This window comes from Thalassospira lucentensis, assembly GCF_050516545.1.
Classification (GTDB): domain Bacteria; phylum Pseudomonadota; class Alphaproteobacteria; order Rhodospirillales; family Thalassospiraceae; genus Thalassospira; species Thalassospira lucentensis_C.
On sequence record NZ_CP191544.1, the window covers coordinates 4,571,546 to 4,586,208 of the forward strand.

At 53.6% G+C, this 14,663-nt stretch carries 15 protein-coding genes; 8 read left to right on the top strand and 7 right to left on the bottom strand.

Features of this window, described 5'->3' with window-relative positions; translation table 11 throughout:
- Nucleotides 1–19: 19 nt before the first annotated feature.
- Complete coding sequence (locus tag ACQ0MK_RS20900) at nucleotides 20–850, top strand: hypothetical protein (protein WP_430474262.1); 831 nt, start codon at nucleotides 20–22, stop codon at nucleotides 848–850.
- 18 nt (nucleotides 851–868) lie between these two features.
- Here the strand turns inward: ACQ0MK_RS20900 and gloB are convergent, their stop codons facing one another.
- Entirely contained in the window at nucleotides 869–1,639 is a 771-nt protein-coding gene (gene gloB / locus ACQ0MK_RS20905; protein WP_430474263.1) for a hydroxyacylglutathione hydrolase, read from the bottom strand.
- 137 nt (nucleotides 1,640–1,776) lie between these two features.
- Here gloB and ACQ0MK_RS20910 point away from each other — a divergent pair, with 137 nt between their 5' ends.
- Both ACQ0MK_RS20910 and ACQ0MK_RS20915 read left to right on the top strand, forming a co-directional pair.
- Nucleotides 1,777–2,616: a methyltransferase domain-containing protein gene (locus tag ACQ0MK_RS20910; protein ID WP_430474264.1), complete on the top strand. Its 840-nt coding sequence runs from the start codon at nucleotides 1,777–1,779 to the stop codon at nucleotides 2,614–2,616.
- 66 nt (nucleotides 2,617–2,682) lie between these two features.
- Nucleotides 2,683–3,546, top strand: a complete 864-nt coding sequence (locus tag ACQ0MK_RS20915; protein WP_430474265.1) for a substrate-binding periplasmic protein — start codon at nucleotides 2,683–2,685, stop codon at nucleotides 3,544–3,546.
- Between the two features lie 83 nt (nucleotides 3,547–3,629).
- On the opposite strand, the gene ACQ0MK_RS20920 is transcribed toward ACQ0MK_RS20915, so the two are convergent.
- From ACQ0MK_RS20920 to petA, 3 genes are read right to left on the bottom strand one after another with little or no spacing between them, the layout of a single operon-like run.
- Nucleotides 3,630–4,406 (bottom strand): cytochrome c1, encoded by a 777-nt coding sequence (locus ACQ0MK_RS20920; protein WP_350042273.1) that lies wholly within the window; start codon nucleotides 4,404–4,406, stop codon nucleotides 3,630–3,632.
- A complete protein-coding gene (locus tag ACQ0MK_RS20925) occupies nucleotides 4,399–5,673 on the bottom strand; it encodes a cytochrome b (protein WP_430474266.1) in 1,275 nt (424 codons plus the stop codon). Before ACQ0MK_RS20925 ends, ACQ0MK_RS20920 begins: the two co-directional genes overlap by 8 nt.
- 8 nt (nucleotides 5,674–5,681) lie before the next feature.
- Nucleotides 5,682–6,233, bottom strand: coding sequence for a ubiquinol-cytochrome c reductase iron-sulfur subunit (gene petA / locus ACQ0MK_RS20930; protein ID WP_430474267.1), 552 nt, complete (start codon nucleotides 6,231–6,233; stop codon nucleotides 5,682–5,684).
- 393 nt (nucleotides 6,234–6,626) lie between these two features.
- Between petA and ACQ0MK_RS20935 the strand changes: the two genes are divergently transcribed.
- Nucleotides 6,627–7,115: a tRNA (cytidine(34)-2'-O)-methyltransferase gene (locus ACQ0MK_RS20935; RefSeq protein ID WP_350042276.1), complete on the top strand. Its 489-nt coding sequence runs from the start codon at nucleotides 6,627–6,629 to the stop codon at nucleotides 7,113–7,115.
- A 37-nt stretch (nucleotides 7,116–7,152) separates the two neighbouring features.
- Complete coding sequence (gene hemF / locus ACQ0MK_RS20940) at nucleotides 7,153–8,031, top strand: oxygen-dependent coproporphyrinogen oxidase (protein ID WP_430476057.1); 879 nt, start codon at nucleotides 7,153–7,155, stop codon at nucleotides 8,029–8,031.
- A gap of 239 nt (nucleotides 8,032–8,270) precedes the next feature.
- Here the strand turns inward: hemF and ACQ0MK_RS20945 are convergent, their stop codons facing one another.
- A complete protein-coding gene (locus tag ACQ0MK_RS20945) occupies nucleotides 8,271–8,522 on the bottom strand; it encodes an antitoxin (RefSeq protein WP_430474268.1) in 252 nt (83 codons plus the stop codon).
- Between the two features lie 288 nt (nucleotides 8,523–8,810).
- Nucleotides 8,811–9,713 carry a choline sulfate utilization transcriptional regulator gene (locus tag ACQ0MK_RS20950; protein ID WP_430474269.1) on the bottom strand — a complete coding sequence of 301 codons (903 nt, stop codon included), beginning with the start codon at nucleotides 9,711–9,713 and terminating at the stop codon, nucleotides 8,811–8,813.
- A gap of 243 nt (nucleotides 9,714–9,956) precedes the next feature.
- On the opposite strand from ACQ0MK_RS20950, the gene betC reads away from it, so the two are divergent.
- From betC to ACQ0MK_RS20965, 3 genes are all read left to right on the top strand, one after another.
- Nucleotides 9,957–11,471, top strand: coding sequence for a choline-sulfatase (betC, locus tag ACQ0MK_RS20955; RefSeq protein WP_430474270.1), 1,515 nt, complete (start codon nucleotides 9,957–9,959; stop codon nucleotides 11,469–11,471).
- 191 nt (nucleotides 11,472–11,662) lie between these two features.
- A complete protein-coding gene (locus ACQ0MK_RS20960) occupies nucleotides 11,663–13,312 on the top strand; it encodes a BCCT family transporter (protein WP_430474271.1) in 1,650 nt (549 codons plus the stop codon).
- A 193-nt stretch (nucleotides 13,313–13,505) separates the two neighbouring features.
- Complete coding sequence (locus tag ACQ0MK_RS20965; protein WP_430474272.1) at nucleotides 13,506–13,724, top strand: hypothetical protein; 219 nt, start codon at nucleotides 13,506–13,508, stop codon at nucleotides 13,722–13,724.
- Here the strand turns inward: ACQ0MK_RS20965 and ACQ0MK_RS20970 are convergent.
- The gene (locus tag ACQ0MK_RS20970; RefSeq protein WP_430474273.1) at nucleotides 13,721–14,548 is read right to left on the bottom strand and encodes a hypothetical protein; all 828 of its coding nucleotides are present in this window, start codon (nucleotides 14,546–14,548) and stop codon (nucleotides 13,721–13,723) included. The two genes, ACQ0MK_RS20965 and ACQ0MK_RS20970, sit on opposite strands and share 4 nt — an antisense overlap.
- Between the last annotated feature and the right edge of the window lie 115 nt (nucleotides 14,549–14,663).

The following is a 14,663-nucleotide window of genomic DNA, read 5'->3' on the forward strand; positions in this document are numbered from 1 at the left end:
TGATCGCAGGGAGATTGTGATGAACAATGAAGATCGGCTCCATAGCCGTGAGATTCACTACCGATATGCAATCGCTTTTCTATTGGCGATTATGGTGGGGTTTGTTTCCCTAGCTTATTATGATGTTCCAGGTCTAGTGGATAAGTTGTCCTTTGCCTTGACCTTGTCTTCCCTTTTACTTGCCGTATTGGCGATATTTTACACAATAATTTCTTCAAGCAAGCAAGAGAAGCGATTGGGGGAGATTGTAGCAGCGAGCGAAGCGCTTTCTGACTCAGTGCAGGATGTTAAGATCATTTCTCAAAAAATATCTGCTTTGAAAAATGAAATTCCAACACATTTCAATAAAATAGACAAAAAGATAGACAATATAAATAGCAACTATCTGAGTCGAATTGAAGAGAAGCCATCAGAAATAGAAATTGGAAAAGTGCATCCGGAAGAAAACGCCCAAGATATTGAGTCGAATATTATAAGAATTCAGTATGGTGCTATGCTTTGTGTTTATCTTTTCGTGAAGTGTTTTGGTGCTGGTAGAGCGATTGAAAAAGATGATGTGGAAAATATTTCTTTGTTCGATGAAAATTACCTTATGGGGAGTCTGACCGGTTTCTCTTCGACCAAATTAATTGAATTTTCCGTTCATAACGGTGCAATTATTCCAAAGCATTGTGATGTAAAGTTATTCGAATCAATGCAATCCCTCTTAGAGGGAATTGAAGAGGTTATTGCCGAAAACACTGCAGTATATTTGCGTACTGGTCGGGAAAAGATTGATAACTACCTAATAGGAAATGTTGGTAGTCAAGAAGTTGGTGAGGCTCTACCTGAGCTCCCGGAAACAGATTGAGCCGTCAGAGAGTGATACTTAGAAATTATCTTTGCGCTTGCGAATTTCGGTGAAAATCTCAACCGGGCTTTGTCCGCTCATCCCCATCGCGTTGGCAACGGCCGGGTCATCGGCGCGCAGGAACGGGTTGGTCGCCAATTCAACATCGATGCGCGATGGAATGGTCGGGATGTTACGCGCCCGCATACCGTCAATATCCTGACAGCGTGCAATAAGGGTCGCGTTATCGGGCTCAATCGTTTTGGCAAAACGGGCATTCGATTGGCTATATTCATGGCCGCAATATACCAGCGTGCTATTGGGCAGGTTGCGGAATTTCTGCAAAGAGTCCCACATCTGAGCAGGGGTTCCTTCAAACAATCGACCACAGCCCAGCGCAAACAGACTATCGCCAGAAAAAAGCGCGGTGATTGCCGGGAAGTAAAACGCGATATGCCCGCTGGTATGACCCGGCACGTCAAAGACGCGACCTTCAAGCTCCCCGATCAAAACCTGATCCCCCTCGGCGCATGTTTCATCCATGTTTGGAATGCGGGCCGCTTCGGCCGTCGGGCCCAAAAGTTTCGCACCGTATTTTTCAATCAGCTCAGTATTGCCGCCAATATGGTCGTGATGGTGGTGGGTGTTGATCACCAGATCAAGCGTCCAGTCACGTTCTTCAAGCGCGCTGATCACGGGTCCGGCTTCGCCCGGATCGACGATGGCGGTGGTTTCGCTGCGGTGGCAGCGGACAAGATAGGTGTAATTGTCTGAAAGACACGGAATGACGATCACTTCACCGGCGGCCATGGCATACCTCAAGATGGAATTTGGACTGTTGGCACAAGACTATCAGCAACGACTGTCTTGAAACAATCACGCAAAATACTCTACTGAAGGACTGCAAAGATATTCCCGTGTCCGGATCGGGATGATAGGTTGTTTTGATGCCTCAGGATGTCGTCGATCTTCACCGTTTCTATGCCAGCAGTATCGGGCAAGCCGCCCGTCGGCTGATCCGCAGGCGTTTACGCGTGATGTGGTCGGATGTCCGGGGCATGCGCGTGCTTGGTTTTGGCTATGCGACACCTTATTTACGGCCCTTTATCGGCGAAGCTGAACGGGTCATGGCCTTTATGCCCGCCCGGCAAGGCTGTGTGCATTGGCCGGCGGGTGAAGATAACCGTGTCGCCCTGACCGAAGAAACCATGCTGCCACTTCCTGATAGCTCGATTGATCGCATTCTTTTGGTCCATATGGTCGAACATTCCGATTCCATGCGGCGTTTGATGCGCGAATGCTGGCGGGTGCTGACCCCGAATGGCCGCATTGTCGTGGTGACACCAAACCGAAGCTCGCTTTGGAGCTGGTCGGAAAAAACACCCTTTGGCTATGGTCATCCCTATAGCGTCTCACAGCTGCAAAACCTGATGCGTGAAAACATGTTCCTGCCGGTTCAGCACAGCCGCGCCCTGTTCATGCCGCCAACTCAACGCCGGTTTCTGCTGCGCTGGTCGCAATTGTGCGAAAATATCGGATCACGTTTGTTCAAGGCCTTTGCCGGGGTTTCGATTGTCGAAGCCGGGAAACAGCTTTATGCCAGTACGGGCACCCCGTCGCGCAAACGCCGCCTTGTCCATATTCCGGTAAGCGTCCCGCCACTGCGCCCGGCCGATGGCAATCACCAACACCGATCCGCTCTTGTTCTGTCTTCTTTTCACGGCGATCAGGATTGTGATCCTGAACATCAAGACCCACGTAAAGATCACGATCAGGAACCAATTTAATAGGTCCGGGTTCTATATTACCCTATTATAATTGATCTTTGATCGAGTTGTGATGGCGGCGTGTGCGTGGGGATATTGAAAAATACCGGCATGAATTTCAAACGGGTTGTCAAAAATACCGGAACGTCCGCGCTGTGCTTTCTGTCTGTTATGGCGCTATCCATCCCGTCTGTGACAAGCGCACAGGGCACAGAACCCGCTAAAGCTCCACTTACCATCACGCTCTATGCCGAAGACAGCAACATTCCCTATGCGTTTCTCGACGGGGCAACGCCAGATGGAATTTATGTCCGCATTCTGCAAGAAGCCTTTGCCAGATTGCCGCAATATCAGCTTGAAATTGCCTCTGTACCGTTTCGCCGCGGGATGGAGCTTTTAAAAGACGGGCAGGTCATCGGATTCTTCCCGCCTTACAAGCGCAAAGACCGTGACTGGATCGAACGCTATTCCATTCCGATCCTGCGCGAGACGGTGGTCGCGATCTGTAGCAAGGATTACGCCCATAGCCACGATTTGCGCCACTTCCCCGATGATTTCAAAGACGCGCGTTTTGCCAATAATGCCGGATATCGTCTTGCCGGGAATGACTTCTTTGCCATGGTCGAGGCCGGGGACATCATCCTTGAAGAAGCCAACACCACGGCAAGCAACCTGCGCTTTTTAATGGCGGGCCGGGTCGATTGTTATGTCAATGAACGCATGGCCATTCTGGCCGGGATGCGCGAACTGGAAGTCGATCAGGATGTGTCGCGGATGTTTAACGAGGTTGCGATCATTGGTCAGGAATTTGGCTATGTCGCCTTTGGCCCCGATCCTGAAAATCAGTGGCCGTATCGCGATCAGGCAGCCGACGCCCTTGATGCCGTCCTGCGCCAGATGCGCAACAGCGGTGAGATCGACCGACTGGTTGTCGATTACTTCGCCTATTAATCCCGATCAGCTTGCACGAACCGGACAAAAAAACAGGCCACCAATAAATGGTGGCCTGCTTAAAATCATCCGGGTGCGACGTCTTAATGTTCGATATCGCGCCAGATTTTGCGTTTCACCGCATACATCATCGCCGTCAGAACGATCAGGAACAGGATGACCTTGATGCCAAGCGATTTACGCTCTTCAAGTTCAGGCTGTGCCGTCCAGTTCAGGAAGGCGGTAACGTCGCGGGCATGCTGTTCCAGTGTCATTGGCGTCCCGTCGGCATATTCCACTGCTTCATCATAAAGCGGCGGTGCCATGGAAATCTGATGACCCGGGAAATAGTGGTTATACGATTTGCCATCCGACAGGTCGAAGCCCTCAGGTGCTTCTTCCTCATAGCCGGTCAACAGACCAAACACATAATCCGGGCCGCCAACGCGGGCCTTGTTCATCAAGGACAGATCGGGCGGAATAGCCCCACCGTTCGAAGCAGCCGCAGCTTTTTCGTTCGGGAACGGCGATGGCAGGTAATCAGACGGCTTGCCCGGACGGGTGAACATGTCTCCATCATCGTTCGGGCCGTCTTCTACGTCATATTCCGCTGCAATCGCTTTGATCTGGTCTTCGTTGAACCCGATGCCTTCAAGGTTACGGAACGCAATGAAGCGCATGCTGTGACAGCTTGCACAAACGTTCTTATAGACCTGGAAGCCACGCTGAAGCTGAGCACGATCGTAGGTTCCGAAAATGCTGTCCCAGCTCCATTCCTGTGCCGGCGGCACCGGGGCGTCCCCGGCTGCCTTGGCTGCACCACCAGTGAATGCGGTTACCGCGAAGGCGGTGGCAATTGCGGTCAGTGCTAACTTACGCATTTGCACCCTCCTTCTTCAAAACAGACTCACTGATACTTACAGGAAGCGGCTTGGTGCGTTCCATCTTTCCAACCAATGGCATGACCACAAGGAAATGCGCAAAGTAGTAAAGCGTGGAAAGTTGACCCATCACGATAACCCGAAGTCCCGGAATTCCCATGAAATCGTCATCCGGTGCCTTCGCCCCGCAATAGCCAAGGATGAAGGTGTCGATCACAAACAGCCAGAAGAACCATTTGTAAACCGGACGGAATTTCGAGCTGCGCACCTTGGAGGTATCAAGCCACGGAATAACGAACAGGATCACAATCGATGCAAACATCGCAAGCACACCAAGCAGTTTTGCCGGAATGCCAAAGATGGTGAAATCGATCGACCGCAAAATCGCATAGAACGGCAAGAAGTACCATTCCGGCACGATGTGCGGCGGGGTTACCAGCGGGTTCGCCGGAATGTAGTTATCCGGGTGTCCAAGATAATCCGGTGCGAAGAAAACAAACGCACAGAAGAAGATCAGGAACACGCCCAAACCGAACAGATCTTTGATCGTGTAATACGGATGGAACGGAATGCTGTCCTGCGGGGTTTTGATTTCAACGCCGGTCGGGTTGTTCGAGCGTACAGAATGCAATGCCCAGACATGCAGGACAACAAGGCCCAAAATCACGAACGGCATCAGATAATGCAGCGAGAAGAACCGGTTCAGTGTCGGGTTATCAACCGAGAAACCACCCCAAAGCCAGGTCACAAGCGGATCGCCAATGATCGGGAAGGCAGAGAACAGGTTGGTAATAACCGTCGCACCCCAGAAGGACATCTGGCCCCATGGAAGGACATAGCCCATGAATGCGGTTGCCATCATGGCAAGAAGGATCAGGATACCGATCCACCACAGCATTTCACGCGGCGCTTTATATGACCCGTAATACAGACCACGGAACATATGAAGGAAGACAACGATGAAGAACATCGATGCGCCGTTCATATGAATATAGCGGATCAGCCAGCCGTAATTAACATCACGCATGATGCGTTCGACCGACTCAAAAGCCATGCTGGTATGCGGGGTATAGTTCATCACCAGGAAAATCCCGGAGAGGATCATCGTCACCAGAACAAAGCCTGCCAGGGAACCGAAGTTCCACATATAAGACAGGTTTTTCGGGGTCGGATATTCATATGCTGAGTGGTGCAGCATGGAGATAACCGGAAGACGGTCATCAACCCATTTAACCACTTTATTATTCCAGACAGGTGCGCTCATCATACAGCTCCTTAGCCGATCCGGACGGATGTGTCGGTGAGGAAGGTGTAGGTCGGCACCTCAAGATTCTTCGGCGCAGGACCACGGCGGATACGGCCCGACGTATCATAGTGCGAGCCATGGCACGGACAGTACCAACCATCATAGTCACCACGGGCTTCACCCGTGGCGGTGCCCATCGGAATGCAGCCCAGATGGGTACACACGCCGACAACGATCAGCCACTCTTTCTTTTCGACACGCGCATCGTCAGCTTGTGGATCGACGAGCTCGTTCAACGCGACCTCGTTGGCCTCATTGATTTCACGATCGGTACGGTGGCGGATAAAGACAGGCTTGCCTCGCCACATGACCTTAACGGCCTGACCAACCGCGATGTTGGACAGGTTAACCTCAACTGAGGCAAGTGCGAGAACGTCCTTGGACGGGTTCATGCTGTCCACGAACGGCAACAACGCACAACCGACGCCAACTGCGCCGACTGCTGTGGTCGCCAAGGTCAGGAAATCCCTGCGGTTCTCGTCCGGCTTCTCTGTGCCGGATGGATGCACCGTTTGCGACATAATTTATCCCTCTTTCTGCCCCCAAAACAGGCATGCGGAATGCCCAAACCAAGGCTTAGGGCATCGATGGTTAATTTCCCTTGAGGAAAATCAAACATTTCTGCGGCCAAAAGCCTGTAGGCCTGTTTGTGGGTCCGTATACTAACAAAAATCGGGTTTGTTAAGGAGAACTTGGAGTTGCAATTTGTTTGCATTCAATAAGATCATTCGGTTTTGCACTGCACAAACAGGTAAAACCGGGCGTATTTGCCGGTATCCTGCCCTTTATCACCCAACGGGTTGCGCTTTTGGCTTTTCATATTCCAAAAAAGTCTAATAGGGCGATTAACGTGTAATTATATGTCTTTGATGATCTGAATCGACAGGCCTTCCAGACGAATCTAAAAGGGTCCCATGAGAATATGTTTATTTGAACCTGACATCCCGCAAAACACCGGCACCATCCTGCGCATGGCGGCGTGTTTCGGGTTGCCCGTCGATATCATCGAACCGTGCGGATTTTTGCTGACATCAGCCGCCCTTAAACGTGCGGGGATGGATTATCTTGGCAAGGCCGATTATACACGCCATGCCGATTGGCGGGGCTTTGTTGCTGCGCGCAAAAACGGCACACTGCCCGGTCGTCTTGTTCTGTTGACGACCAAGGGGGCGGAACCTTATTGCGACTTTGAATTTCGCAGCGATGATATCCTGATGCTCGGCTCTGAAAGCAAAGGCGTACCCGAAAGCGTGCATGACTATGTCGATGCCCGTGTGGTGATCCCGATGCAGCCGGAAATGCGATCTTTGAATGTGGCCATGGCAACCGCGATGACACTGGGCGAAGCACTCAGACAAACAAACGGGTTCCCGGCCCAACCCGATGACGGACGGAAAGACTGACGCAATGACAGATGCAAAAACGGCTGCAAAACAGGCAATGAAAACTGCCACCGATCATAAGGTCGATGACGCCCTGATTGCCACGCGCAAACAAACCGCGCAAAACTGGTTTGCGCAGTTGCGCGATGACATCTGTTCTGCGTTCGAGTCCCTTGAAGACAGCTATACCGGCCCACTTATCCACCGTCCCGCCGGCCGGTTTGAACGCACGATCTGGGAACGCGGCACCAATGAAGGCGGCGGTGAAATGTCGGTCATGAAGGGACGCGTCTTTGAAAAGGTCGGGGTCAATATCTCGACCGTGCACGGCGAATTTTCCGAAAAATTCCGCAAGGAAATCCCCGGTGCCGACGAAAACCCCGATTTCTGGGCCGCCGGCATTTCGCTGGTTGCGCACCCCTGTTCGCCGCATGTGCCCGCCGTTCATATGAATACCCGCCATATCGTCACCACCAAGGCATGGTTTGGCGGCGGCGCGGACTTAACGCCGGTTTTCCCCGATGATGCCGATACCCATGATTTTCACGGCGCGTTCAAGGCCGCCTGTGATGCCCATGGGGACGATTATTACGACCGCTTTAAAAAATGGTGCGATGAATATTTCTGGCTGCCGCACCGCGATGAACCGCGCGGGGTCGGCGGGATTTTCTATGATTATCTTGATGCCGATTGGGATGCCGATTTTGCCTTTACCAAGGATGTCGGCATGGCCTTTCGCAACATCTATCCCAAGCTTGTTGAACGTCATTACAACAAGCCCTGGACCGATCAGGAACGCGAAGCCCAATTGGTCAAACGCGGCCGCTATGTCGAATTTAACCTGCTCCATGACCGTGGCACACGCTTTGGCCTCATGACCGGCGGCAACACCGAAGCCATCCTGATGTCGATGCCCCCCGAAGCAAAGTGGCCATAAGCCAGCCATAAACCGCTTCGACCCAAGCATCATCCCGGCAATTACGCCACCATCCTCCCCGCAACCACGCCACGGCACCCCCGCAATCATTCCATCGTCATCCCCGCGCAGACGGGGATCTCGCCCCGCATGTGCCCGAATGTCGGGAGACCGGCCGTCGCGGGTGTGACGGTTCCCCTCTAGACTTCTTAAAAGGGGACAGACTTCTTAAAAGGGGACAGTCCCCTTTTTTTTCTTCGTCACGCGGGCTTCTCGCTCAGTTCTTCCTCAAGGATTTCAGAGATATTTTTTGCAGAAACTTTTCCTGCAACCCCATCGTAGATGCGGTTTTCCAGTAAGGTTTTCAGCTCCATCCATGCCTTGTCTGCATTGGCATCGTCCGGGAACAAACGTTCGAGCGCGTATTGGTTGATGGTCTTGCCCTGCAAGGCGGCCAGCGCCTTCAGGTTTTGGTGCTGCTGGTCGGTTATGTCGATCGTCAGGCGGCTCATAGGGGGGCTCCATGAAATTGCACAAACCCACATTAGCACATATGTTGCAACGGTGCTGTTGCGCGAACTTGCTCATTAAACGGACGTTTCCCCGGCGGTGCGCCATGCGGTTTCTTAAAAGGGGACCGCTTTCTTAAAAGGGGACAGTCCCCTTTTTTTGCACCTACCTACATCCCGCAACTAATCCACAGTCATCCCCACGCAGGCGCGGATCTCAGCCGGCGCATGCCAGACCTTTAACCTGATGAACCAGCGGCACCATCGATGCCCGCCGGTGCGCGAAGCCCGTTAATGGGTGTTTTCCCAGGTTTTCTTAATCAACCAGTCAAGCAGGGTGCTTGTCGTACTATTGACCGACGGGCTGTGCACCAGCCAATAGCCCCGATCCGGGCGCGAGACTTCCGGCCCGGCGGCGACAAGTGTGCCTTGGGCAAGATGAGGGTCCACCAACCCCCGCCATCCCAGCGCAACCCCCTGTTCGGCAAGGGCGGCCTGAATGACAAAGCCATATGTGTTCAGGCCAAGATCCCCTTGGGCCGGTTTAAGCGCAACACCATGCGCGCCCAGCCAGGATGACCAGGTCAGCCAGCGATCCTTGCCCGATGCCTCCAGATGTAACAGCGGCACATCGGCAAAGCTGGCCGGGCTGTCAAACGGGCCATGCCGTTCAAGAAATCCCGGCGTGCAGACTGGAACCACCCGTTCCGGAATCAAAAGCTGTGCGGCTTTGGGGAAATCTTCCTTTGCCCCGAACAACATTGCCGCATCCGCATCACGTTCAAGCCCGTCATCAAGGCTTTGCGATGCCACGATATGCACTTCGGCGTCGGGATGCAAAAGGCGGAATTCTGTCACACGCGGCATCAGCCAAAAGGCGGCAAAACCGAAATCGGTGAAAATCCGCACAGCTGGCACTTGCATGCTGCGCCGTGTATCGCGGGCCGCCTTGTCAATATTCGCGACACTGGCCTGCACCGCCTCAAACAGGATTTCTCCGGCGTCAGTTAGTCGGCTGCCCCCTTGGGATCGATGAAGCAACGTGACGCCCAGTTGCTCCTCGACCCGCTTGATCTGATAGGTCACCGCAGGCTGGGTCAGACCCAACTCATGGGCGGCACGGGTCAGGCTGCCAAGCCGGCCGACAGATTCAAAAATACGCAGCCAGCCAATGTCGAGCGGTCGTTCAAGCATAAAATTTCTTTATGGAAGTGATTAAAAAACACCGGGTTTCTTTGGGTATGGATTTATGAATTTAATGTACGTCACGCGGATAACGTCAAGCAGAATAAAACATGACCTCAATATAAGCAGCCAAAAGGGCATGGGTCGGGCGCTTGAGTTGTCTCGCATCAAACGACCACAGGGTGTTCCTTTTGCTGACGCTGCCATGGCGGTGACAGGCGGGTTGCACCCTTTGAAGGAGTGCATGACAGAATGACGTCCCCGAATATTCTCATCCTGATGGCCGACCAGCTCAACGGTACGCTGTTCCCGGACGGCCCGGCCGATTTCCTGCACACCCCGCATCTAAAGGCGCTGGCAGCGCGTTCGGCGCGATATCGCAATTGCTATACGGCCTCTCCACTTTGCGCACCGGGGCGCGCATCCTTTATGGCCGGACAATTGCCCAGCCGCACCCGTGTCTATGACAACGCCGCCGAATTCAGTTCGGACATCCCGACCTATGCCCACCATTTGCGCCGCGCGGGGTATTACACCTGCCTGTCGGGCAAAATGCATTTTGTCGGCCCCGATCAGTTGCACGGTTTTGAAGAACGCCTGACCACGGATATCTATCCGGCTGATTTCGGCTGGACCCCGGATTATCGTAAACCCGGTGAACGCATTGACTGGTGGTATCACAATCTGGGGTCTGTCACCGGTGCGGGGATTGGCGAAATTTCCAACCAGATGGAATATGACGACGAGGTCGCCTTTCATGCCACCCAAAAGATTTATGATCTTGCGCGCGGGCATGATGAACGCCCGTGGTGCCTGACGGTCAGTTTCACCCACCCGCATGATCCCTATGTGGCGCGTAAGAAATTCTGGGATCTTTACGAAGACTGCCCGGAACTTGACCCTGAAGTTGATGCCATCGCTTTCGACGATCAGGACCCGCATTCCCAGCGTCTTTTGAAGGCATCTGATCATACCGCCTTTGACATCACCCGCGAAAATATCCGCCGTTCGCGTCAGGCTTATTTCGCCAACATCTCCTATATCGATGACAAAATCGGTCAGATCATGGATGTGCTCGAACGCACAGAGCAGGCCGAAAATACCATCATTGTCTTTGTCTCTGACCATGGTGACATGCTTGGCGAACGTGGCCTTTGGTTCAAAATGAGCTTCTTTGAAGGCTCGTCCCGTGTGCCCCTGATGATTGCCGGGCCGGGTATTGTACCGGGACTTCATACCGATCCGGTCTCAAGCCTTGATGTCACCCCGACGGTTGCCGATCTGGCCGGAATTTCAATGGCCGAAGTCCAGCCATGGACCGACGGAATGTCGCTGTGCCCAACTCTTGAAGGCAATGCACGCACCGAGCCGGTTCTGATGGAATATGCCGCCGAAGGATCCTATGCGCCGCTGGTCTGCATTCGCGAAGGCAAATGGAAATACACATGGTGTTCGCTTGATCCCGAACAGCTGTTTGATCTTGAAGCCGACCCGCACGAACTGACCAATCTTGCAACCGATCCGGCCTGTGCCAACCGGCTCGAAGCCTTCCGGGCAGAACGGGCGGCCCGCTGGGATATGCCTGCCTTTGATGCAGCCGTGCGCGAAAGTCAGGCCCGGCGCTGGATTGTCTATCAGTCCCTTCGCAACGGGTCGTATTTCCCGTGGGATTATCAGCCGCTGCAAAAGGCGTCTGAACGCTATATGCGCAATCACATGGATTTAAATGAAGTCGAAGAAAAACAGCGCTTCCCGCGAGGGGAGTAAGAAGCTGCGTCGGTGAGCCATGTGGGACAGGTCGACCGGCGCAGTTTCCTACCAAGTGCCTGACATTATAAGCCGCCTCGCGGCCCGGCTCGGGTAAGGACCGCATTGTTGATCTTGGCGTCGGGGGAACTCGGTGCGGATCACGGGGCATACACAACGAAAAGTTGGAAACCCGAAACAGTGAGGTAAGCATGGACGACAAAATGAAGGTGGGCCGTCTGGGGCCCTTCCCGAGTGTCAGTAAGCCGGTCTTTTCGATCTCGGCCTTGCTGATTGTCGGGTTTATCATATTCGGGTCGGTCTTTACCGAAACCGCGGCAACGGTATTTTCCGCCGCGCAATCGGGCATTGCCGATTACTTTGGCTGGTTTCTGATCATTGTTGCCAATCTGGCAGTGCTGGTCAGTCTGTATCTTGCCATCGGGCCGTATGGCCGGATCCGGCTTGGTCGGCAAACAGATGCGCCGGAATACGGGCTGTTTTCCTGGGTGGCGATGCTGTTCAGTGCCGGCATTGGCATCGGCCTTCTATACTGGAGTGTGGCCGAACCGCTCTATCATTACTTCGCCCCGCCGATTGCCGAACCTGAATCGATTGCCGCCGCCGAACAGGCGATGACAATTTCGTTCTTGCATTGGGGCATCCATGGTTGGGCGCTGTATTGCATTGTTGGTCTGTCACTGGCCTATTTCCATTACCGCAAGGGGCTTCCGCTTTCGATCCGTTCCGCCCTTTATCCGATGATTGGTGAACGCATCTATGGTCCGTGGGGGCATGCCGTCGACATTCTTGCTGTCTTTGGCACCATGTTTGGCATTGTCACAACCCTTGGCCTTGGTGTCATGCAAATCAGTTCCGGCCTCAACAGCCTGTTTGGTGTGCCCGATACCCTGCCGGTTCAGCTTGTCCTGATTGCCATCATCACCCTGTTTGCGACCATTTCGGTCATGGTCGGGCTTGATGGCGGGATCAAACGGATCAGTAACCTCAATATCCAGCTCAGTTTCGTTTTGCTGGCCTTTATTGTCTTGGCCGGACCGACGCTTTTCATCCTCGACAGCTTTGTCGAAAATGTCGGCAACTATATCAGCAATCTGGTCTATTTCAGTTTCTGGAGCGAAGCCTATACCGACACCAACTGGCAGGTCGGCTGGACGATCTTTTATTGGGCCTGGTGGGTTTCCTGGTCGCCGTTTGTCGGCATCTTCATCGCCCGTATTTCACGCGGTCGTACCGTGCGTGAATTCACCCTTGGCGTGCTGTTCATTCCGGTCATTATCCTGTTCTTCTGGTTCACCGCCTTTGGCGGCGCGGCCATCCATATGGAAATGCTCGGCGATCCGGGCCTGATCGAGGCAACCAAGGCAAGCTATGGCAGTGCGATCTTCAAACTGCTTGAATTCCTGCCGATGACCAAATTTGTCTCGTCTGTCGTCATCGTCATGATCGTGATCTGGTTTGTGACATCTTCAGACAGCGGGTCGTTTGTGATCGATATGCTGACCGCGGGCGGCGATGCCGATCCGCCCCGTATTCAGCGTCTGTTCTGGGCCACCACCGAAGGTGTGATTGCCGCGGTTCTTCTGATCGCGGGCGGGCTCTCCGCCCTTCAGGCCGCTGCCGTGGTGGCGGGCTTCCCGTTTGCTTTTGTCATCCTTGTGATGATGTACGGGCTGCTGCGTGCTCTGGGGCGTGATTCCCTTGTGCTCTATCGCTACAAGCAGTGGTACGAAACCGAACTGGAAGCCGAACATAATCTGCCCAATGCCTATGTCGACGAAACCGAACTCCCGGACGTTCATCCCGGGCCGTCGATTGCGGCATCAAAGCCCGCTGAATAACAGCCAAGGCTTTAAAACATCTGCCAAACGGACCGTCCATCCCCGGACGGTCCGTTTTTCGTCTGATGACGGGTATCAATATCCACGCCATCATCCACGCCATCATGATGTTGATGCAGCCAGAACCAATATGGCCGGAAACCGTTTGGCCCCATGATCATAGCCACGCAGACGGGGATCTGACACTGCACACATGCCCGACTTTCGGGACAGTCGGGACAGTCAGGAAGTCGGGACACTCGCCGCCGCGCGTATGATGGCACTCTCTCGCGTCCGAACATCTGTCATTTCGCAATCATTATACCGTCATCCCCGCGCAGGTGGGGATCTCAAACGGAGTATCACATGCCGTGCGGATAACGCGATGCGGGCGCAGGTTCTGCCGATCAACCCACCGAACAAGGTGATCTAGTTCGACGGGTCCGTCAGGTTTGCTTTGTCAAAGGGCGGCATCGCCTGATTAAGGGTACGCCACCCTTCAACGCGTTGGTTGATCATACCGCTATTGACCAGACAGCGGCGAATGAAGCCTTCCTCACGCAGGATGGCAATGCCGCGATTGACTGCTTCAACGATCTCGTCGGCATGGGGTAATTTTCGCGATACCATGAAATGCTGGCTTTCTGGCAGGGATACTTTAACCCCTGCAAACGGGACCAGTCGGATGCCGTCGATCTCGCGGCCCATATCGGGTTCTGATGAAAACTCCAGAAGCGTGAAATCAGCACGGCGCAGATCGATTAATGCAAACATCTGTTTGACGGTTGGCACACTTGTCAGGCTTTTGGGGGCCAGGTCTTCCATGACTTGCCAATCCAGACGCCAAGTTCGAATGCTGACGCCGCGAAGGTCTTTGACATCTTCGATGGCAATGCCAGCACGGATGTCATTGATGCCGCGATGTCCATACAGGCCTTTTTCAAGTTCACCGGCGAGAATGATCGGGGCGGTTTTCAACACATTCTCATTGTTCTCGATGTTGAACGCCCAATCAGATTTGATGTCGGCCGATCCATTGGCGACCATCAGGCGGCTGCGTTCGGAATTTGGCGATGGCACAGGACGCAACGGCGCGGTGATGCCCCCCTTTTGAAGGGCTTCGCTCAGGATCGAAAAGTTCATCAAGGAAACATTGTTCGACCCTTGCTCGACGCATTGACGGCAGGCGGGGTTCTCGTCAAGGGCACAGGCTTCGACCACGGCAAAATCAGCATCGCGGACGGGAACTGTGATCACCTGGCTTTCACGCGCCAAGGCCCTTGTCGGTCCAACGGCAAAAGACATGATCAAAGTGGCAAGTATAAAAACTGCCAAGGCCTGCCGCATCACACGTTTCCAATGACGTCATTTA

Excerpts from the sequence above, each read along its gene's own strand:
- ACQ0MK_RS20900 (WP_430474262.1), top strand. The coding sequence starts at position 20 with ATGAACAATGAAGATCGGCTCCATAGCCGTGAGATTCACTACCGATAT.
- gloB (WP_430474263.1), bottom strand. The coding sequence starts at position 1,639 with ATGGCCGCCGGTGAAGTGATCGTCATTCCGTGTCTTTCAGACAATTAC.
- ACQ0MK_RS20910 (WP_430474264.1), top strand. The coding sequence starts at position 1,777 with ATGCCTCAGGATGTCGTCGATCTTCACCGTTTCTATGCCAGCAGTATC.
- ACQ0MK_RS20920 (WP_350042273.1), bottom strand. The coding sequence starts at position 4,406 with ATGCGTAAGTTAGCACTGACCGCAATTGCCACCGCCTTCGCGGTAACC.
- ACQ0MK_RS20925 (WP_430474266.1), bottom strand. The coding sequence starts at position 5,673 with ATGATGAGCGCACCTGTCTGGAATAATAAAGTGGTTAAATGGGTTGAT.
- petA (WP_430474267.1), bottom strand. The coding sequence starts at position 6,233 with ATGTCGCAAACGGTGCATCCATCCGGCACAGAGAAGCCGGACGAGAAC.
- ACQ0MK_RS20935 (WP_350042276.1), top strand. The coding sequence starts at position 6,627 with ATGAGAATATGTTTATTTGAACCTGACATCCCGCAAAACACCGGCACC.
- hemF (WP_430476057.1), top strand. The coding sequence starts at position 7,153 with ATGAAAACTGCCACCGATCATAAGGTCGATGACGCCCTGATTGCCACG.
- ACQ0MK_RS20945 (WP_430474268.1), bottom strand. The coding sequence starts at position 8,522 with ATGAGCCGCCTGACGATCGACATAACCGACCAGCAGCACCAAAACCTG.
- ACQ0MK_RS20950 (WP_430474269.1), bottom strand. The coding sequence starts at position 9,713 with ATGCTTGAACGACCGCTCGACATTGGCTGGCTGCGTATTTTTGAATCT.
- betC (WP_430474270.1), top strand. The coding sequence starts at position 9,957 with ATGACGTCCCCGAATATTCTCATCCTGATGGCCGACCAGCTCAACGGT.
- ACQ0MK_RS20960 (WP_430474271.1), top strand. The coding sequence starts at position 11,663 with ATGGACGACAAAATGAAGGTGGGCCGTCTGGGGCCCTTCCCGAGTGTC.
- ACQ0MK_RS20965 (WP_430474272.1), top strand. The coding sequence starts at position 13,506 with ATGCCCGACTTTCGGGACAGTCGGGACAGTCAGGAAGTCGGGACACTC.